17 protein-coding genes are annotated in these 20,641 nt (G+C 51.6%); 11 read left to right on the forward strand and 6 right to left on the reverse strand.

All coding sequences use genetic code 11. The annotated features are described in order from the left end of the window. Positions 1–14 precede the first annotated feature (14 nt). On the reverse strand, positions 15–1,118 hold the full coding sequence (gene corA, locus L21SP2_RS11030) for a magnesium/cobalt transporter CorA (RefSeq protein WP_024268590.1): 1,104 nt from the start codon (positions 1,116–1,118) through the stop codon (positions 15–17). 129 nt (positions 1,119–1,247) lie between these two features. Between corA and L21SP2_RS11035 the strand changes: the two genes are divergently transcribed. Further along, entirely contained in the window at positions 1,248–3,179 is a 1,932-nt protein-coding gene (locus L21SP2_RS11035; RefSeq protein WP_024268591.1) for an AMP-dependent synthetase/ligase, read from the forward strand. A gap of 187 nt (positions 3,180–3,366) precedes the next feature. Here L21SP2_RS11035 and L21SP2_RS11040 read toward each other — a convergent pair whose 3' ends face one another. Further along, entirely contained in the window at positions 3,367–3,735 is a 369-nt protein-coding gene (locus L21SP2_RS11040) for a hypothetical protein (RefSeq protein ID WP_024268593.1), read from the reverse strand. A 329-nt stretch (positions 3,736–4,064) separates the two neighbouring features. Here L21SP2_RS11040 and L21SP2_RS11045 point away from each other — a divergent pair, with 329 nt between their 5' ends. The 4 genes from L21SP2_RS11045 (at position 4,065) to L21SP2_RS11060 (ending at position 7,252) form a co-directional block, all read left to right on the forward strand. Then, complete coding sequence (locus L21SP2_RS11045) at positions 4,065–4,661, forward strand: LemA family protein (protein ID WP_024268594.1); 597 nt, start codon at positions 4,065–4,067, stop codon at positions 4,659–4,661. Positions 4,662–4,697: 36 nt separating this feature from the next. Beyond that, entirely contained in the window at positions 4,698–5,501 is an 804-nt protein-coding gene (locus L21SP2_RS11050; protein WP_024268595.1) for a TPM domain-containing protein, read from the forward strand. A gap of 87 nt (positions 5,502–5,588) precedes the next feature. After that, positions 5,589–6,248 (forward strand): TPM domain-containing protein, encoded by a 660-nt coding sequence (locus L21SP2_RS11055; protein ID WP_024268596.1) that lies wholly within the window; start codon positions 5,589–5,591, stop codon positions 6,246–6,248. After that, complete coding sequence (locus L21SP2_RS11060; protein WP_041401520.1) at positions 6,248–7,252, forward strand: hypothetical protein; 1,005 nt, start codon at positions 6,248–6,250, stop codon at positions 7,250–7,252. The genes L21SP2_RS11055 and L21SP2_RS11060 overlap by 1 nt, the downstream gene beginning before the upstream one ends. A 98-nt stretch (positions 7,253–7,350) precedes the next feature. Here the strand turns inward: L21SP2_RS11060 and L21SP2_RS11065 are convergent, their stop codons facing one another. Both L21SP2_RS11065 and L21SP2_RS11070 read right to left on the reverse strand, forming a co-directional pair. Beyond that, positions 7,351–7,950: a hypothetical protein gene (locus L21SP2_RS11065; protein WP_024268598.1), complete on the reverse strand. Its 600-nt coding sequence runs from the start codon at positions 7,948–7,950 to the stop codon at positions 7,351–7,353. A 7-nt stretch (positions 7,951–7,957) separates the two neighbouring features. Beyond that, entirely contained in the window at positions 7,958–9,097 is a 1,140-nt protein-coding gene (locus tag L21SP2_RS11070) for a nucleotide-binding protein (RefSeq protein WP_024268599.1), read from the reverse strand. Positions 9,098–9,189: 92 nt separating this feature from the next. Here L21SP2_RS11070 and L21SP2_RS11075 point away from each other — a divergent pair, with 92 nt between their 5' ends. The 5 genes from L21SP2_RS11075 to L21SP2_RS11090 all read left to right on the forward strand — a co-directional run bounded on the left by L21SP2_RS11075 (position 9,190) and on the right by L21SP2_RS11090 (position 17,366). Next, entirely contained in the window at positions 9,190–11,697 is a 2,508-nt protein-coding gene (locus L21SP2_RS11075; protein WP_024268600.1) for a transcription elongation factor Spt5, read from the forward strand. A 100-nt stretch (positions 11,698–11,797) separates the two neighbouring features. Then, positions 11,798–13,780, forward strand: coding sequence for a cytoplasmic filament protein CfpA (cfpA, locus tag L21SP2_RS11080; protein WP_024268601.1), 1,983 nt, complete (start codon positions 11,798–11,800; stop codon positions 13,778–13,780). 56 nt (positions 13,781–13,836) lie between these two features. After that, the gene (locus L21SP2_RS11085; protein ID WP_244437923.1) at positions 13,837–14,589 is read left to right on the forward strand and encodes a hypothetical protein; all 753 of its coding nucleotides are present in this window, start codon (positions 13,837–13,839) and stop codon (positions 14,587–14,589) included. Beyond that, positions 14,586–14,714 carry a hypothetical protein gene (locus L21SP2_RS19055; RefSeq protein WP_280113254.1) on the forward strand — a complete coding sequence of 43 codons (129 nt, stop codon included), beginning with the start codon at positions 14,586–14,588 and terminating at the stop codon, positions 14,712–14,714. The genes L21SP2_RS11085 and L21SP2_RS19055 overlap by 4 nt, the downstream gene beginning before the upstream one ends. A 33-nt stretch (positions 14,715–14,747) precedes the next feature. Continuing rightward, positions 14,748–17,366 carry a putative PEP-binding protein gene (locus L21SP2_RS11090; protein WP_024268602.1) on the forward strand — a complete coding sequence of 873 codons (2,619 nt, stop codon included), beginning with the start codon at positions 14,748–14,750 and terminating at the stop codon, positions 17,364–17,366. Positions 17,367–17,487: 121 nt separating this feature from the next. Here L21SP2_RS11090 and L21SP2_RS11095 read toward each other — a convergent pair whose 3' ends face one another. Beyond that, complete coding sequence (locus L21SP2_RS11095) at positions 17,488–18,306, reverse strand: DnaJ domain-containing protein (protein ID WP_024268603.1); 819 nt, start codon at positions 18,304–18,306, stop codon at positions 17,488–17,490. Between the two features lie 101 nt (positions 18,307–18,407). Between L21SP2_RS11095 and L21SP2_RS11100 the strand changes: the two genes are divergently transcribed. Further along, positions 18,408–18,965, forward strand: a complete 558-nt coding sequence (locus L21SP2_RS11100) for a hypothetical protein (RefSeq protein WP_024268604.1) — start codon at positions 18,408–18,410, stop codon at positions 18,963–18,965. A gap of 39 nt (positions 18,966–19,004) precedes the next feature. On the opposite strand, the gene L21SP2_RS11105 is transcribed toward L21SP2_RS11100, so the two are convergent. Further along, positions 19,005–20,555 carry a histidine kinase N-terminal 7TM domain-containing diguanylate cyclase gene (locus L21SP2_RS11105; protein ID WP_024268605.1) on the reverse strand — a complete coding sequence of 517 codons (1,551 nt, stop codon included), beginning with the start codon at positions 20,553–20,555 and terminating at the stop codon, positions 19,005–19,007. Between the last annotated feature and the right edge of the window lie 86 nt (positions 20,556–20,641).

The following is a 20,641-nucleotide window of genomic DNA, read 5'->3' on the forward strand; positions in this document are numbered from 1 at the left end:
TTTTCTCCGGCCGCTTACTCCGGCCGCTTACTCCGGGCTCTCCGTTTCGGCTTCCCCCCCAGCCAGCCCTTTCTCCTGAACAGGATCAGCATGGTTGAGGCTGCCAGGACCATTCCCCCCAACACCGCAGGATACGCCCAGGGAACAGATAGCTCGGGCATGTGGAGAAAATTCATACCGTACACTCCGGCGATGAAGCTCAGGGGAATAAAAATTGTGGAGATGATGGTCAGAACCTTGATGATTTCGTTCAATTCATATCCCTTGAGGGCGGTGTACATTCCCAACTGATGTTTTAACAGCTCCCGGTATCCGTCCACTCCGTCGTTCACCAGCCTGATATGGTCCTGAAGATCCGAATAAAATGGAAGCAGATCCGCCTCCAACGGCTGCTGATCCGATTTTTTCAGCTGCTCCAGCATCTCCATCACCGGACGTACATAGCGGCGAACCATGGTGATCTGCCGGGTATATTCCCTGATTGCCGAAATCGGTGCATCATCGGTGCCCGAGAACATATCGTCCTCCATGGCATCGATTTCCCCGCCCAGTTTTTCCACGGTAAGCATGTAATTATCCACAAGACTGTCCATAAGGGCAAACTGAAGATATGCCGTACCGGAGCTGCGAACCCTTCCCCTACCGCTTCTCAGCCGGTTGCGAACCGCCTCAAATACGTCCCCGGGAATTTCCTGGAAACTCAGCAGCACCCTGTGCAGGAGGATGAAGTTCACCTGTTCAGAAACCATTTCGCCCCCCGCCTGACGAAGCATTCGCATAATTGTGAACGCATACTTTTCGTGGGCCTCGTATTTGGGCGGATGGTTGGTGTTGGTAATATCTTCAACTGTAAGAGAATGAAGAGAGAACTCTTTTCCCAGTAATGCAATGGAAGCTTCATCCTCAAGACCGGTAATATTCACCCAGTGATACTCTCCCCCGTCCAGACCTGATGAAAGCCCGTGAAGGTCATCCACCTCCTGCTCATGGATGCTATCCCCGGTCCAGCTTATGAGCCATACCCGACAAGGCCGGCTGCTCCCCCCCAAGTGTTCTATTTCTGTTGTACCCGGACTGGTGTTGAACCGGGATGTGTGGGTTTGAATAAATCGCGCCATGGACACTCCTGGCCCATAGTATATAGAATATCCACTTCCACTGTCGAATACCCTGTTTCCACTTCCCGAAGTCAGGGGGTTCGGCGGGTCACATACTCCACGAAAATCACGTACCACAAGGAAGGACCTGTGAACACAATCATTGAAATGCTGGAATGGTCTGCCCGCCGTTACGGGGACCGAAGTTATTTGAAAATCAAGGGTGAGAACCGATGGAATGAAACATCGTTCCGACAGGCGGATGATCTGAGTTCCGCCGCAGCCGGCTGGTTTCTGCGGCGGGGAACCCCCCGAGGCGAACGCTGCATCATCCTTTCTGAGGGAAGCAGCCAATGGGTGCTGGGAGAACTGGCGGTGCTGAAAGCGGGACTTGTCTCGGTTCCTCTGTCCATTCAGCTTCTCAGCGAAGAGATTGCCTATCGGCAAAACCATTCCCGGGCAGCCTATTTCATGGTGAGCGCCAACCTGCTTCCCAAACTCCTTCAGAGCCTGGAGTCCTTCTCAGCCTCCCCCTTTATTATTCTCCTGGATGAGCCCGGACAGGACCAGATTGAAAAACTGAACTCCCTGGGAATGACCGAAGGCGAACACTATATCCGGTGGAAAGAAATTCTCACACAGGGCAGGGAAATTGTATCCGGCAAACCGGAGCTCCTGAAAAACTCTCTTGCCGAAATTTCACCCGACGATACCGCAACCATCAGTTACACCTCGGGAACCACCGGCACCCCCAAAGGGATAATGCTCACCCACCGCAACTATGTTGCCAACTCGACGGCGGCGGCGGATGACTTCCAGCTTCCTGAAGGAAGTGCGGAAACCCTGGTTATTCTGCCCCTGGATCATTCCTTCGCCCACACAGTGGTAATCTACGCCGGAATATACAAAGGGATCACACTCTGGTTCGTGGACGCCCGGGGCGGTTCATCCCGGATGGTAAGAAACATCCCGGTAAACCTTCTGGAGGCTCAGCCCAGTTTCCTGCTGACCGTACCGGCACTCAGCGGCAATTTCATGAAAAAAATTCAACAGGGGGTGCGTGAAAAAGGCGGCCTCGTATCCCGGCTGTTCGATGCGGGGATTGAGGCCGGTATTGCCATGATCGGTGACGGATACCGCCGGCCGTCTCTTGGAGTCCGGCTCCGCCACGCGCTCCCCTTTTTCCTGGCCCGCACATTGATATTTCCCGCAGTGGTGAAACAGGTATTCGGTTCACGTATCGGCTTCTGCGTGGGCGGAGGCGCCATCCTGGAAGTGAAGCAGCAGGAGTTTTTCGCCGCCCTGGGCGTACCGGTGTTTCAGGGCTACGGTCTCACCGAAGCCACACCGGTAATCTGCACCAACACCCCCGCCCGGCACAAGTTCGGCTCGTCGGGCTCGGTGCTCCACAACGTGGACTGCAAAATCATCCGGGAAGACGGCTCCGCGGCGGAAACCGGGGAAACCGGCGAACTGGTCATAACCGCTCCCAGCGTAATGAAGGGATATTACCGCAATGAAGAGGCCAGTCGGGAGGCACTGCACAACGGAAGTCTGCATACCGGTGACCGTGGATATTTCGATGAGGACGGTTTTCTCTACGTGGTGGGCCGGCAGAAGGCCCTGCTGATCAACCCCTCGGGAGAGAAATATCCTCCCGAAGAGATAGAAGAAGCGGTCATCAACACCGGCGATCTGTTCGATCAGGTGATGGCTTACTGCGACCATCAGCCGGCCACAACCGTTCTGCTCACCCTGAACCGGGAAGCCTGCGCTCATGCATTTCAACAGGAAGGCATCGAAAATGCGGATGACGCGTTGGAATATCTGAATAAAGAGTTTTCCAGCTGCAGGGATCCTGAGGTCGCCGGGAAGAAAATTCCACTCATGTGGACTCCAAAGGTTTTTGAAATTCTGGAAGAGCCCTTCAGTACGGAAAACGGTCTGTTGAACTCCACCATGAAGATTGTCCGTCATAAGGTGGCCACGGCCTATGAGGAGCGGATCAGACAGATCTATGAGGACAACTCGGTATTTAATTCCCGAAACCGTGAGACCATTACCAACCTGTTTTTCAAATAGATATTTTCCAATTTGATATTTCCGATTGATATTTCCAATTGATACTACCAGAACAAGACCGCAGCCCCCCCAGCTTCCCTTCCCCGGGAAGCCGGGGGCCGGTGCGCCGGGATCCGGGACTTAGCGGCGGTATCGGCGGAGTTCCACTGCCCTTCGGGGATGCCGTTCCATCAATTCAGGGGAATTGTCACTTCATGGAATGAAGCGCCTGCAGCACTTGCGGCCCCATTTCATCCCGCTGGAACACCAGAATCAGGTCAAGAGCTGTGTCCTGGCCGTTGGTGGAATACAGGGCGGTAAGCTCGTGCTGGCTGCCGGTCCAGTCGACATGGGTGATGTTGAACAACCGTACCGGACGATCCTTGCGAACCCCGTCGATTTGCTGTTCAAGAAGAGGGAACACAATCTCCCGGTTTTTCAATGCCATCACATCATTGGAGAAAAGAATGGGGATGTTGTAGCCCAACGGCGAACCCATTTCGGTAAATTCACCCCCGGCTTCAAAGACTTGAGCCCATTCCCAATTTGTTTTCGGCTGATCACCCGGTGTCACCATTGCAGCTTGCCTCCCTGACTCTGGAGATTCGTAAGTGCACCAAAGCTTGTGAAACGGATTTTTTGGAACAATACAACCCCGGATGTGGGGGCGGATGTTGGAAGCCCCCCATTGGTGGTGCTGTCCTATTACACGCTATGCGAAGCAGCGCTTTTTCACAAGCTTCCGTGCACTGTGTATAATATACGGCCTAATCATCCATATGACATGGGAATTCGGAATTTTCATTGAATCAGCACACAATCTTGAATAAATTCGCCACCTGTCTGTATTGTATATACTGACATTCAGTATCAATCATTGATATTCCCTAGGAGAAGTACGAAAAGATGAAACGAAAAATTATGCGTGCGACCATATTTGCGGTGGCGGCCGCGGCCATTCTCACCCTCAGCAGCTGCGGATACAACCGCCTGCAGGCCCTGGAAGAACAGGTATTCAGGAGTTTCGGTGATCTGGAAGCCCAGCTGCAGCGGCGCTACGACCTCATTCCCAATCTGGTGGAAACGGTGAAAGGCTATGCCGACCGGGAGCAGGAAACCCTGGTTGCGGTAACCGAGGCGCGGTCCAGAGTTGGATCCATCCAGGCCGGACCGGATATTGTAGATGATCCGGAAAAGCTCGCCCAATTCCAGGAAGCCCAGGGCGAACTCAGCTCCGCACTTTCACGGCTCCTGGTGGTCACAGAGAACTATCCTGAACTGAAAGCCGACCAGGGCTTTCTGGATCTGCAGAACCAGCTTGAGGGTACGGAGAACCGGATTGCGGTTGCCCGTCAGCGGTACAACGAAGCAGTGCAGAGCTTTAACACATCCATCAGGCGCTTTCCCGAGTCCCTGACGAATAACCTGATGCTCAATCTGGAGCGGAAAGAATACTTTCAGGCATCCAGCGGCGCAGATGAAGCTCCCAGCGTGGATTTTTAGGAATTTTCGAACAGCCAATCCCCTGAGGAGGATTAGATGGACACTCCAAATATCAACAAAACCCGACGAAAGGGAGCGGCTCTCCTGCTGTTTCTCTTGATTCCGGCTATTATTGCAGCCCAGAATTATCCCAGGCTTAGCGGAAGAGTTGTGGATCAGGCCGGGATGATCAGCCGCAGCAGTGAAAACCGGATTGAAGAGCAATTAATGGATCTTGAGCGCAGCGATTCCACCCAGATTGTGGTGGTAACGGTGAATTCACTGGACGGCATGGATATCGAAAGCTACAGCATCGGACTTGCCGAGGAATGGGAGATCGGAACCGGGGAACAGGACAACGGGGCCATCCTTCTGGTTTCCAAAGCCGAGAGGGAAATCCGGATTGAGGTTGGCTACGGTCTGGAAGGCAGCCTCACCGACCTGATCTCCGGCAGAATCATCCGGAATATCATCACTCCCGCATTCAAGAACGGAAATTACGATGAAGGAATCGAGCTGGCGGTGGGCGCCATGGTTTCCACGGTGAAAGGCGAGTACACCGGAAGCGGCAAGCTCCCGGGTGAGGATCAGGCTGCGGCCTCAGGGGACAGCACCCTCTCATTCCTGTTTCCCCTCATTATGTTCATGTTCTTTTCCGGCTTTTTCAATATCTTCCGGGGGGGACACCGCCGGCGAAGCGGAAATTTCTGGCTGTGGGCCCTGCTGGGTATGAGTGCCGGCCGGCATCACCGCGGATACCACGGCGGTTTCGGCGGAGGATCATTCGGCGGCGGCAGTCCCGGAGGATTTTCCGGCGGCGGCGGCGGATTCGGCGGCGGCGGTGCCTCAGGCGGCTGGTAGGCCGCTCCTTTTCGGTACAGTGAAACGAATTATGTTCCGTTTCCGCCGGATTTCCAAGCCTGTCAATTTTACAAGGAGACCAAATATATGTCCCAACGCAAAGCATTAATATCAGAAAGTGATCAGACCCGCATCAAAGCGGCAGTTGCACGGGCGGAAGGCAAAACCGCCGGTGAGGTGATGCCGGTAATCGCGCGGCGCAGTTCGGTGTATCCAGCTCCCGAATGGAGGGGAGCTGCGGTGGGCGCAGTCCTTGGGGCAGTGCTCATGGCCCTCCTCTGGGCACCCTCCCGTGCATGGGCCGACGGCGGGGTTGTGGAATATCTTCTGCCGGTTGCGGTCAGTCTGATATCGGGGATATCAGCATACTTTCTGGTGAATATTATCCCTCCCCTGGAACGGCTTCTCACCACCAGACTGGAAATAAACAGCGCCATCACCGATGCGGTGTTCCGGGAGTTTATGGTAAACAATCTCAGCGAAACCCGGGATAGAAGCGGTGTTCTCATTTATGTATCCCTGTTTGAGCGGAGAGTGCAAATACTGGCAGACAGCGGGATCAATCAGAAGGTTGAGCCGTCGGCATGGAAGGAATTTGCCGATGCCATTGCCGCCGGAATCCGGGAAGGAAAAATGAGTGACGCTCTTTGCGCAGCAATCGACGATATGGGAGATCTTCTTGCCGATTATTTTCCGGTGAAAGATGATGATACCAACGAACTGGGTGACCTGGTAATCAGGGATTGATGGAGAAGAATACCATGCTGTCCGCCCGCATCCTGGAAGCAGGATCATTGATGCACCGCCCCTATGTTCGCAGGCTGATACAGCTCTGCCGGGGGATGATCCTGCTGCTGATACTTTGGACAGCCGGGGCTCCTGTTTTCAGCCAGGATTCATCCCCCCCGACTACGGCTGAAAACACTCCCCCACCCGTCCATGGAGATACCGATGTGCAGAACTCCATCCCAATACCTGCCCCATCACCTGTCACAATAATGGAAGAACAGCTTCTGGCCGCAGGGTATGCCGTGTTCCGTGACGAGAGCATTCCCCGGGCGGTCACCGCCCTCAACCGCAGCCGGGAGGCTTTGGATGAGCTGGCAGGAAGAGTGACGAAAGACCATCCGGTGGTCAGCTACTATGAAAGCCGCATCATGCTGAACCGGGGCTTTGTCCTGATGAGCAGCGGAGACAACAGGGAAGCCCAGTCATTTCTGGAAACAAGCATCCGGCTGAGTGAAGATGCTCTGGAACAGATCGAAGAGGATCTGCGATCCATGAGCCTGGAAAACTGGGAGCATGAGCTGAGCATTCCCGCTCTTCCCGCGGGGAGGGAGATTCACTCAGACCTCTGGAGGGTGCTCAGCGACAGCTATATGTACCTGTTCAACTTCAAAGGTACGCTGTACCAGATGAGTAACGGAGCAAAACTGAGGGATTATCCCCGGAAGGCGCTGGAGCTGAACCCCGGCAATCTCCGTGCGCTTCTTTCCCGGGGACTGTTTTTTATTAATGCCCCGGCCATCGGCGGGGGGAATAACGGAAGAGGCATTGATCTGCTTAAGCAGCTTGCATCATCCGGGAACGAACTGCTTGCGTTTCAGGCCTATGCGTGGATCGGTTCGGCTCAGCTTGAAAACGGAAATGGACAGGAAGCGGAAGAGGCATTCCATGCCGCCCAGCGCATCTTTCCTGGCACCGCCTGGGTAGCCGGCCTTCGACGAGGTGAACGCTCCCAGGGCAGGTAAATGTCTGAAAAAGAACATCCGGTCACACAATAGCGGCAGCAGAATTCCCTGAGAAGAATATGCGGAACAGATGGATCCATCGATAAAGCGGGACTGGATCAGTTGTCGGATTTTTTTGATTCAGGGGGAAGCTGGCCGCTGCTGCGCATCTCCTTCACCACATCAAACATGTTGGGAACGGGGTTGGAAAAACTTTCTTCCTTCCGCCGGGGCTGACTGGGCGTACGTATACGGTGAATAATCATTTCATCATCTTCGGAAATGCGCACATCACGGTATCTCCTGCTGGCGGGACCTTCCGCAGCCTGAAGCCCCCGAATGCTCAGCAGCGTATCGAACACTTCTTCCAGATCCCGGGCGGCTTCACACACCGTATAACGGTAGTAGGCATCACCGCTGAGCAGCTTCTCTTTCATATCCCGGTTCCGGATATCCTCACCGTCGGCCTCCAGCCGAAGTTCATTGCGGAGACCTCCGTACCAGGCCTGTCCCATCTTCAGGAGCCGGGGGCTTCTGGAATTCTCAAGCCAGTAGATTTCCCAAATCCCGGGAAGAGAGGGCACGGTCGCATTGATGCGGTGTCTGTCCACCGGAAGAAGGGGAGTCCAGTCGATGCGGTAATACGCTATGTCCCGGTATATCTGCTTTCCCACAACGGGGTGTTTACCCCCGGGGCTGATTTCCCTGCTGTACGGCATGGTCTGCTCATCGATCCCGCATGGTAAGCATGCGGACGGTGTTTTTCAGCTCATGTATCTGCTTCTTCTGCTGACTGAGAATCTGTATGAATTCTTCGGCATCGGTCTGGTCCTGACGCTCATGCCGGGTAAGCTGTTCATGAAGTTCAGCCAGGTCCTCTGCAGATTCAATTTTCATCAGCTCAAAGGAGTCTGAATACATTTCCGTTGCCAGCGCCAGGGTGGGAAACTCCGGAGACTGGACGATCTTCTGTGCAATGCGGTCAATTTCCACGGCGAACAGACTGTCAGGAAGGGAATGGGTTAATGGAGCGCTGCTTCTGTGGGATGCCGCCAGCCCCTCATCGTGTATCAGCATTCCCAGGGTTGAGAGTTTTACATCCAGGTTGTTGGAAGTGAGATCCCGCAGGCTTTCGGCGATGTTCAAATCATCACCGTCTCTGACCAGATTTAATACTATAGAGGGCTGAAGCAGATTCACATAGCGCCGGGCTTTGGCGGTGAAAGCAGGATCAAGTTCCTGCATGCCCCCAAGCACATTCGCCACTGTTACAGGGTTTCCCGGCCTGCGCTCCTTGATGGACTTCCGCAAATACCGCTCCACTTCGCTCTGGCCGGCAAATGCCCGCATAAGAAATCGGAATACCGTATTCTTCAGAAAACTGTAGCTGTTCAGCACCGCCCCCACATGGGGAGAAGTGATCACAATCCCTGAGTTTGATAAGAGAAAAAAATCAACCACATTGTTGGAAGCACCGGATCCAAGATCCAGCAGAATATAATCAGCCTCAAGTTTTTCAATGTGCCGGATAAGACTCTGCTTCTGGCTGAATACGATATTGGGTGTACCGGCAACCAGAACATCACCGGGAATAAAACGGAGATTGGGGTACGGTGTGGGAGCGATGAGATTGGTGAACCCCACACTTTTATCCGAAAGAAAATTCCCCACCCCCGAATGGCGGTTCTTCAATCCCAGGGTGGAATGAAGGTTGGAGCCGCCCAGGTCCAGGTCGATAAGAATGGTGTCGTATCCTAATTGACCGAGACGCACACCCAGATTGGCGCACACTTCAGTCTTTCCCACACCGCCCTTACCGCCGGCTATCGGGATAATTTTCGCTGCTCTTCGTTGTGTTATGACCATATTTCCCGCCTGTGAGTACCACAATACTCGAATTTTGTAAAAAATGCCAGCTTTGTTGCTGACAGATTGTTAACTACGTCCTATAGTTATTAATGGTGGAAAATCAAGAAGAACTCAACATCAGTGGAAACCGCGTATATCATATTGACAGGGAATGTTATGTGCTGTACCTGGGAAAGGCTGACAGAAAGTACCGGCCTTTTCTTCGCATCGGCACCAGCCCGTATCTTCCTTCAGATATACGCCGACATATCAGCTCGGTACTTCTCACCGACAGACTCACCGGTGATTATTTTATCGAAGGGGACTGCCTTGAAAAACCGGTGAGTCACCACATGCATTATGTGGGCTCCCACGATCTCGTGGATGCGGTGAAGCATTTCATCCGGAATGAGAAGATAGCCGAACATCCTCTCAAACCCGGCGACAAGGTGGAAACCGGCGAAGGCAGCCGGGTGGTTTTTTATGACAGCGGCAATGTCAGGATCATGCTGGACGGCCACCGTCTGTTTGATCTGCTGGAGCTGGAACGGAGCCACAACCATCAGGTTCATGTGATGAATCGGCTTCAGAAGTTCACCGCAGATCAGGGCTACAGTTCCAGGGATTTCACCGGACGGGGATTTATCATTCTGAACGACGGAAGTCCCGCAGCGTTCCGGGACGGAATATTGGAGAGTCTCTACGTTCATCCGGACAGCACCTTCGCCCTGGCCGAAACTCTCATTCCACCGAAACTTCTTCACTCGTTCGGGGGAAGCTGCGATCGAAACAGCCTTCTGGGTATCTGTAAGTGGCAGAAGCTGAATTCCCAACCCCTGTATTTCCGACATAAGCGGGAAAACGACGGTATGGAAGAGGACTTTATCACCTTCATGAAACAGGCCGGAGCAGAAGTTAAGCATGCGGCTGATAATGCCGGTCCTGAAGATGAAGTTCTTCAGCTTCTGCTGAAAACCGGTAACCGGGATATACGCTCTCTTTCACTTCCCGAGCAGCTGAAAGGCTCCCAGTTCCAGGTATCCGGCCAAAGCCTCCCACTCCCCGGAGAGGAGGCCTGGGCATTCGGAATTCCTGCACCGCTGCTCAAGGCGGTGCCCTATGAATTTACTGATCGGAACTCTTCTCAAACCGCCGGAGCTGATTCAGAAAACCTGACCCGATCCGCCGGGGAACTGGAAAAGATTATGGGAGCACCAGGCCGGGACGCACTTGCCCGGATTCTGGAGTCCGATCCTTCCAAGAGACGGAAAACCATGGAATCGGAACTCAGCCCACAGAAACTTGATGATCCGGCCCGGATCTCCCTGGCTTTCAGGCTCTGGAATGAGCTTCAAAATAATGAAAGCCGGGATTCCCACGGCTCAGACCTGCAGTTCCTCCATGATCAACTGGTTACATTGCACTCATCGGTTCCTCTCCCGGTTCGGGGGCTCGTTTCGCCGACTGAATCAGGCTGGAAGATATTTTTTGTCCCGGCTAGCAACGGTAACCGCAGAACCCTGAAAAGCATTCCGGAAATTCGGGCCAAGGTGAAAGAACTTCGTGAAAGCCTGAGCGACCGTGGGGGATTCGACAAAGAACGGGTACGATTGAGCCAAACCCTTGCGGCTCTGCTAAAAACCCGTGAAGTGCAGCAGGTGGGCGCACCCAAACCCAATGAAAAACCTTCGGACCAGCCGTCGGAAAGCCCCCTCTCCGCCGAAGATGTACCGGAGAATGCAGCTGCCAAGGACACACGGGAAGCTGATGAGGGAAATGCCCTGACATCTGCCAGCCCCGAAACCAGCAAAACAGCCGACGAGCTCACCCGGGCCGCCGTCCAGGAAGGCCAGGCACCGGGTGTATCCGGCACCAATCCTCCGCCGGGTTTGTTCGGTAAGAGCGAAGCTGCGCCCTCTTCAGGCAGCAAGACGGAAAAACCGTCCGGAGGTCGGCGGATTCTGGGCTTTCTGGGAATTGCCGCAGCCCTGGCCGTTGTGGTGTGGCTTCTTTTCCTTCTCTTTCAAAATGGAGGCGGACCCACAATAGCCGACAGCCCATCAGGAGATCAGACAGGAGATCAGAGCTCAACCCCGCAGACTGAGCAGACGGCAACACAACCCGATGCAGAACAAAGTGCCGGGGATTCTGACGCCGCCCCGGAAGATCCAAGTGAAGGTACCCAGAGCAACGGTTCCACAGGCGATGCCTCGGCTGAAGGAACAGCGCAGGATAGCAGCGAAGCTGGAGAAAACGCCGACGGGAACGAAACTTCTACCGAGAGCAGTGATCAACCGGCGGATATCAATAACCGAACATCCCCCTGGACCATCGAAGAGGTGCTCCGGGTTACCAATCTCATAGCATACAGCAACGGGTTTGCTTTATTGGGAGAACCTGCAGAGCTTGGAAGAAACCCCGACTGGATATTTCCCGGCAATAATCTGGAGCTTCCCGACGGAACCCCCCACAACGTAGAAGACGGAGAGATGCTCTGGAGCATCGCAGATTCCTTTATTACCAGAATTTTCCGTGATTCTGGAAAAAGTCTTGCAGAATTCCGTGAATTCCTTGATGATGTAACCTATAATAGTACTGGAGATTTCAAAAACTTCTGAAGTCGGTCACATCGCGGTTACGGATATTTCCCTGCCGCGGCGGATAAAACCAATAAGGGTGGTTCAAACACCCGAGATGACATCTGTAAAGGAGTATTTTATGTCAGATCTTACCCACAGCCCGAATATATTCCACCCGTCAAAACCATCGGCGGTCGGATCCCGGAACAGTCTGGCTCAGGAAGGACGTGACCAGCGCAAGGAGTATGAAAACCTTGTAAATGAGGAAACCGAGAAAATCCTCAACACGATTCAGTCGAAACTGCCGGATGAGGTGCTCGAGAAGCTCGATATCACCGGGGGACTGAAAGAGAAGCTGTACAACTATTTCAACCAGAACTATCAGAATATGTTCAACCGGTATATCACCACCACTGAAGACGAAATGGTGAAGAAAATCCGGAACTTTGTGGACAAGGAAGAGAATAAAGCCCTTGCCCGCTACACTCCCAAAGAAATTGCATCCATGCTGGATGAGATTGCCGGTGCAGATAAATTCAACACCGGTGAAATCGAAAAGTCCATCGTTAATATGTACGGCCACCTCCAGGGACATATCCAGCGGGGTATGAATGATCTTGAAAATGACACTAACTCACTTCTGCGTCAGAAGACCGATGTGGGTGCATTCATCCGGGGTGAAAATGCATATGCAGTTGTTAAAGCAGCGTTCAAAGACAGCGTACACAAACCGAAAACGGTAAGTGATGTGAAGCTTTCTGTGAACATTCTGGACTCCGAACTGATCAGCCCCATTTTTCAGTATCAGGCTACCGTTGAATATCTGATCAAAGACCAGATCGGAAGAACCATCACCACTCTCATCGACCAGGAAATCGAGCGCTTCCAGGATCAGCTGATAGATGAAGGAAAAGAGGAGCTCAGCGACTCAGAAATCATCTTTGAAAAAATGAAGCGGGTTCCCGATTTCACCGACGACGATGCGGACGATGAAACCAGTAAGCGCTATACCTTCCTTGCGAAATCCCTCATGGACAAAATTGAAGGTCTCCGGGCGGAAATCGACCCCAAGGAATTTGATGCAATAAATATCCGTGAAAACCTGAAAAAGATCATAGATATGGAAAACATCAGAAACCGGGGTTTCAATACTGTGGTAAACTCCCTCACTTCAATTCTGGATACCAGTAAAATGGGATACCAGTTTATGGAAAACCTGAAAAATGCCCGTGAACTGATTGTCCGGGAATATGAAGACACCGACGCAGAACATCTGCCGGATGAGCGCTACCAGATCCGACTGAAATATTATGATGCCGACCAGCTTCACAAGGAACAGGCAGCGTATGATGCTCAGCTTGAATCATACCGGAAAGAAATCCAGCGCCTCTATGATGTGGTTGAGCAGACTTACCTGGACAAGCGCTCACGATTCGGCGGAGCAAAGGATTATGAAGACCTGGCCCGACGCCTTGAACGCAAGATCGGGAAACGCAAAGAAGCGGTTACATTCGAAGAATCCGGTGACCACATCGTTCAGGAACTCCGACAGATCTGGAATGAGATCACCGAAATCAAGGCGGATCTTACCGATGTTGAGCGCTTGAATCAGACATATCTCCACGAAAAGTCTCTGTTCAAGAAAATGCTCAGCCATATTTCCAAGAAGATCGAAACTCTCTACGGTTTTCAGAATCCAAGGGACCGGGTGATTCTGGACGGCAGAGTAACCTTCCTGCGCCGTCAGTTTGAAAGCTTTGATTACAAGATCAATCCCTACCATATTCAGCCGGGACTGATCCTGGATGTTGATATTACCAGCATCAAACGGAAGAAATACACCCTGAACAGCATGGCCAACGTGCTGAATGAATTCCTCCATGGAGTATCCAAAGGATTCCAGGACGCAGCATTTGCAGCATTCAAGCGCCGGCGTTCAACTGTACGGGATGACATTGGCATGAGTTTTTCCAGTGAGTATGACAAGGTGACTGAAGAAGCGCCGGAAAGCGTTCCTGCACCTTCCTCCGGAGGAGCATCATCCAATAAGACTGTAAAAGGACAGGCGGACGTATCTCCCGGTAAGGGCGATATCTCAGGCGATGACTTACAGGAACTCTAATCATTATGGTTGGTAACTTCGATTTATTTTCCCGCAAAGCAGGTTTCAATACTGCTTTGCGGCATTTCAAATTTACCACCGCACTGGTGAAATCCATCAGTGGCGGTGCCAATATTGCCGACCTGCTCAATAACGCTGAGCAGGAAGGCAGTATCACCCGGCAGCAGATGCCTCCGATTATCAGCGCTCTTCTAGTGGATAAATTCGAATATCATTTTGCATCCCGCAATATTACCCGGATGATAGAAAGCGCCGAGGATATTATTGCCGCTCTCGCAGAATGGACAGATCTGCAAATCACTGTGGTGTATCATCATCCAGAGGTGGGAGCATTTATTATCAACCCCAGGGAGAAGAATTCCTGGGATCCGGTACTCCCCATATTAAAAGATGAATTGATAACAGTATATATTCAGTCCTTGAGCGGCTCTCTCAGCGATAAACAACTCAACCAGGCATTGCAGGATGTACACGGAGTACTTGCAGGATTCGATGCCCCCGAACGTCCGGAGTACCGGGCCAAGGCCTCGGCTGCAAAACGCGCTGCACCTAAACCTGCAGCCACCCAACCTGCCCCGCCCGGGGAAAACCACGGGACGGTGCATACAGGATCACCCCCCGTTATTCGGTGGTGGTCACCAATGAATTATTCCATAACGGAAATGTTGAGGCGTGGAAACGAATTGTCGCAAGCTACCGCTCCACCTACCCGGAGCTGGATGTTCTTATTTATTATGATAATGAACGGATCAAGGACATCAATTCGCTATTTAAATGGGGAAAAGTTAAGCATGGCACTCCGATCATGATTTCAGTGGCCGGCAGCACCATCAAGGATGTTTCCAAACTTCAGCGGTATCTGTTTGAGGGGGCCAGCCCCCGCTTTGAATCCTTTCTGAAAGGAAGCATTGACCAGCCTCTGGAACTGTTCTGAGGTCCCTGACATCAGACAACAGGAGATAGTATAATGAGTATGTTTATTTCCTTCGGCAGCGGAAAGCATGCCGAAGCATTAAAAAACAGTGAAATTCTCGGCAGCAGGGGTATCAGGGCAGCTTCCCTTGCCCAGCTTGATATGCCCATTTGCCCGGGGTTTATCATACCCCATGAGCATCTTGCCCATTTCATTAACAACCCCCGGGGTGTTGTGCCCGAACTGAAGGAATTTATTTCCGATATCGGCAAGACCATGGGCAAAAGTTTCGGCGGCGGTAAGAACCCCCTTCTTCTGAAAGCAGTGGAAAGTCCCATGCTGAATGTCCAAAGCTCCCTTCCATCAATTCACCATATCGGGCTGATCGATGACAACGTTGAGATGGTTGCAGAAATGAGCGGTGAGAAATTTGCATTCAATGAATATGCGTATCTTATTTCAAGCATCATCAGACTTTCCATTGCAGCCAGTGATGATGAAACCGAGATTGAAGCCCTGGAAGCCTATCTCGGTAAGTTAAAAAAGGCAAAAAGCAAGTCTACAATTCTGAAAACCATCGACGAATTCCGGGAAATTCTTCCGGCAGAGATATACAGCGATCCTCTGTTTCAGCTTCAGTATGTTGTTCAGCAATTCGACGAAGCACTGAAAAAAAGCCCCACTTCAGAAGACTCTGCGGTGATGATACAGGCAATGGTTTACGGAAATTTCGATAAGGATTCTGCGGCGGGATATTTTTACACCCATCATATCGTGACCGGAGAAAACGAACTTCAGGGCGAGTATTTCCCTGCAGCCTACGATGAGTCGGCGCCAAACGGGAAATCCCTGGACAATCTTGGTAAAAAACACCTGAAATCCCTGCAGGATATCGCAGTAAAACTCGAGAATCACTTTTTGGAACTCAGGTGGATTCGTTTCGCAATTGAAGCGGATGTGCTGTGGCTGGTAGATCAGTCATCAGCTCCAAATAAATCCGCCCAGGCGGAGATAAAGACTCTTTTGGACCTCCGGGACAGAGACATTGTTGATAACGACTATCTGATTGAAAAGGTAAAGCCCGGTAGACTTTCGGAAATACTCCACCCTACCCTGGATCCCAAATCAGTATCCAAACTGAAAACACAGGAAGGAGGCATTGCCGGAGCTGTGGGTGCGGCTATCGGCAGAGTATTTTTCAATGCAGAGAATCTGATTACCGCATACCGTCAAGCCCAGCAGGCAGGTGAAGATACGAATATGATCCTCGCCATGCCCTCAACCTTCGCCGGAGACGTCAAAGCGATAGAGGTTGCCCAGGGCGTCCTTTCCTCGGAAGGCGGATACGCCTCCCACGCGCCTGTGGTCGCACGAAGTCTTGGAAAGGTGGCATTGGTACGGCCCGATGCCGTATTCAGGAAAAAATCTGTGCAGATCGGCGGAGAAGAGGTGAAAGAGGGTGATTATATCACCATGAATGTTCCCTATTATGAAGATCCGGTGCTGTACATCGGACAGGGGAGCCTCACCAAACCGGTGCTGGAGCATAGCGGCCTGCTGGATTTTCTCGACGTAATACAAACCCGTATCGAAAATATCGACGTACATGCAAACGCTGATCAGCCCAGAGATGCCCAGCTTGCGCAGAAATTCAAAGCCCGGGGTATCGGACTGTGCCGAACCGAACACATGTTTTTTGATGAATCCAGAATTGACCGGTTTCGATATATGATCCTTGCCCAGGACAGCGTAAAGCGCCAGGAATTTCTCGACGACCTGGCGAAGGATCAAACCGAGGACTTTTATGAGCTGCTGAAAATTATGGATGGCCATCCGGTAACCATACGACTGCTGGATGCACCCCTCCATGAGTTCCTTCCCGCAGATGAAAAGGGCATGAAGGACTTCGCTGCGAAAGCCAAGGCCGACGGAACCGGATTGACAGCAACTGCAATCAAGGAGCGCAGCCAGCTCCTGCGGGAGTTTAATCCCATGCTGGGTCATCGGGGAATCAGGGTTGCAGTATCATATCCTGAAATTTACCGCATGCAGACCCGTGCAATATTTGAAGCTTCATACCGTCTCCTTGAAGAGGGAAAGAACCCCAGACCCGAAATTATGATTCCTCTTGTTATGAACCCCAATGAACTGAAGGTGGTACGGAACGGAAAGAAAATTGAAGGCAAGCATATTCTCGGAATCAGGGATATTGAAGAACAGGTAAGCAGAGGCTTCAAAAAGGGCCCTCTGGATTACCGGGTGGGCACTATGATCGAGCTTCCTGCGGCCGCGCTGAATGCCTCGGCTATTGCACGTTATGCCGACTTTTTCTCTTTCGGCACCAACGACCTGACCCAGACTACCTACGGGATATCCCGGGATGATTTTAATACCTTTTTCTCGGACTACACCGAACTTGACCTGCTTCCCAATAATCCGTTCAAGGTTCTCCAGCCTCAGGTGAAGGAACTGGTTACCACCGCCACCCTGCGGGGAAGAATGGTTCGTCCGGATCTCAAGCTGGGACTCTGCGGGGAACACGGTGCTGAACCCCAGAATATCGATTTCATTGCAGAGGCGGGACTGAATTATGTCTCCGTGTCTCCCTACGGTATACCCATTGCCAAGCTGGCAATCGCCCAGATGAACCTGAAAGCCAGGAAACAAAGCTGAGTGACATAGGATCAGAGCATGCGTTCATCATGCTCTGATCTGAAAATGAGACCGGTCAGAATGAGATAGAACAGAATGAGACAGGTCAGAGTAAAACAGGAATGAGTGGAAGGTAACGGAGCTAAAATTGTTCCTCTAAAAACTCACAGAGTGCGGAAAACGCCTTTAACAGGTAGAGCTTGATCAGGGTATCTGCCACAAAGATGCTCCGTGGGTAGCCGCTGAGCAGCAGCATAAAGCTCTGCTCGGCCTGATGCCGGGATCCAGGGGTGATGAGACCGTTTTTCTGCTCCAGCTCGAGGATTCCCTTTCGTATGGCATTGTCCATGGACAGGCTTCCATTGCGGTACAGTGTCTGGGATTTTGCCTCGTCCCGGGTCAGCGTCTCCGGCTGACGGGGCTTGATCAGCATATTTTCATAGAAGGCTGCTGCGAAATCATGAATCGCATTGACCTGGCTGTGCTGGAGCGAAGAGCCGGGCCACTCCATGGTTAGATGCAGATCTTCCACGGTGTTCGCAAGCCTTCGCAGAAGTGCACGGAACCGGTGGCGCATGGTGCCCTCCTGGCGAAGGTGCACGTTGTTCATTCCTCCGGAATAATAGTCATGGATGTGATTAAGGAGCTGATCATAGAGATTTCCGATGCGGGCCTGCATGGTGATGCTGTATCCCGAGTCCGGTTCGTCCGCGACATTCCTTGATTCAGAATGATCACCCTGAGGCTCAGCTTCATCGGCTCTGATACTGCTGATATAACTGCTCACCGCATCATAGGCTTCGGTGAGACGGACGGTCATAGTATGGGACCATTCGCTGCGGTGGGTGTTTCTGTCCGGATGGTATTCCTTCAGCAGTCTGCGGTATCTGGCGTTTGCCTCCGCCTGGGATGCAGTCTCACTGAGATTCAGGAATTTGAAGGCAGAACTCACATTCATCATATTTTATATAATAAAGTACGGTGAAAGATATTACAATATAGAAAGAACGGCATGGAGGGCCTGGTTCTCCTCGCCGCAGATACAGATCAACGGAGGACAACATGGACAAACTTCTTGAAACATTTAAAGCATATTCTGCCGGCAGACTGCCCGATCAATTCGGCTATATTATGAGTGTTTTCTATGATGATAACTCAACATATACGAAGTACGAACTGGTCTCATTCGGGAATGTAAAAGATATTTATCAGAATGAAGACGGTCTGGTTTTTCAGGCAGAGGGCCGAAAACTCTATGTGCTGGTGGAGCCCGCAGGTTTCCCCAACAGCCACATTGAACCGGCTCATCGTAGCGATGCCCATAAAATACCCTACAGAACAAAGGAACTGATTCAGTACACCACCAACCGCCGTGACAGGGTATACATCGGAGAAGAACCGGTGATCACATACAGCTCTTTCACCGTACTGAAGCCTGTTGGACAAAACGTCTCATATGTATTTTTTCCTGAAGATAACGTGCGTGAAACGATTCTGGAATTTTTCCGGATATCCATGTGGAAACAGGCCCGTGTTCCTCAGAGCGATGCAAGAAAACTTCTCACCCCCATCGGCGAGGTTTTCGATAAACTGCGAATCACCGGCGGCGGATTTCATTGATTTGATACAGGATCCTTGAATAAACTTGCTCCCGGGGAATTATTCCCGGGAGATTTCCACCCGGTCACGGCCGTTCTCCTTGGCCCGGTACAAGGCTCTGTCAGCTTTCTTAAAGTAGTAAAACAGGTCTGTACTGGAAAGTTCATTCTCCCCGTAGATACCCACACTGGCACTGGCTTCTATGCTGTTCCCGCCGGTTCTGATTATCAGATCGGTAACCAGTTTCCGCAGTTTCTCTCCCACAACCAGGGCATCCTCAGGACGGGTCTGCATGAGCCAGATTCCCAGTTCTTCACCGCCATAGCGTCCGATAATATCAATATCTCTCAATACGCTTTTCAACCGCTGAGAAAGCTCTCTCAGAACCAGGTCACCGGCCTGATGCCCGTACGTATCATTAATGGATTTGAAGTGATCCAGATCCAGAACCAGCAGACTCCCGGAATGACTGAAGCGCACCCCCTGTTTCAGAGCCATTTCCACATTATTCTCCCATCGTCTCCGGGTCAATAATCCTGTAAGGCCGTCAAAGCTGGCTTCCTGTTCAAGAACCGACATGGCATTCTTTGCCTGGGTAATATCGTAAAGGGCTCGAAGAAGTCCTCTCACCCGCCCTTTGTGATCTTTAAAGATCAGACTGGTATAGGAATAGGTATTCCCGTTGAAACTCAGCTCCTTTCCCAGCTGTGTCTGTTCTGTTGTGATTTTCACCTCTCCATCATTCAGCCCGTCCAGCAAATCATACCAGGTCCTGTTGAGAGCCTGTTTGCGTGTTGTTCTGAATGCTTTCAAGGCGGCGGCATTCAGGTCAATAAGATGGTTTTCAGTGTTAAAGATAAATACCGGATTTTCCGTGGTCTTGTAGAAATTCAGCCTTGCATAGGACAAATCGCTGATTAGTCTGTCACTGATAATACCCGCTGCGAAAAACGGGCTGGCCAGACCTAAAAGAGCAGGAACCATGTCATAGCTTGACTGGTATATGCCTGAGAGACTGAGAATAAATCCGCCGGCTGGAATGGAAATTCCAAAAAGCATCAGCAGCATGTCCTTGCGCTTATTCCGGATGCGCAGAGAACCTTCAGCATATACAATCAGACTGAAGATTATTGCCGCAACTGCCTGAATGTTCTGCAGATACCACAGAGGTCCCGGAGTAATTGAGTTTACCATCAAAAAGGGATCGCTCATCCGAAAGCTGCGGTTAAGATAATAGAGGTTAGTGGAAGGGTAAAACCAGTTGGCGAACATGGAAGCAAGACCCGGAATCAGAAACAGGTAAACCCAGGATGGAAACGGCTGGTTTTCCCGGTAGAATCTGGTATGGGCTGACAGAAGTACCAAAAACAGCGGGATAAATGGAACTCCAGCGAACTCGAAGCGGGTCCAGAATATGAGCGAGTCCAGATTTGTCTGAATCAGGGCTTGAGAGTATCCGAATGCATACATAAATGTACAAGCAGTGAGTGCAAAATAGATACGCGCCCGGAAATTCTGCCGCATACGCCTTCCTGTCCAGATGAGCATGGCAAAGGTCACAAAACCTGCAAGCAAAGAAGAGATCCTGACAAGGTCATGCTGTATGAGCATATGCTGTATCCGGGATGACTCCGGCCTCCATACTTACTATCATATGCAATCTGAATCTATAGTTCAACTTTCAGGTTTCATACAGG

This window comes from Salinispira pacifica, assembly GCF_000507245.1.
GTDB lineage: Bacteria > Spirochaetota > Spirochaetia > DSM-27196 > Salinispiraceae > Salinispira > Salinispira pacifica.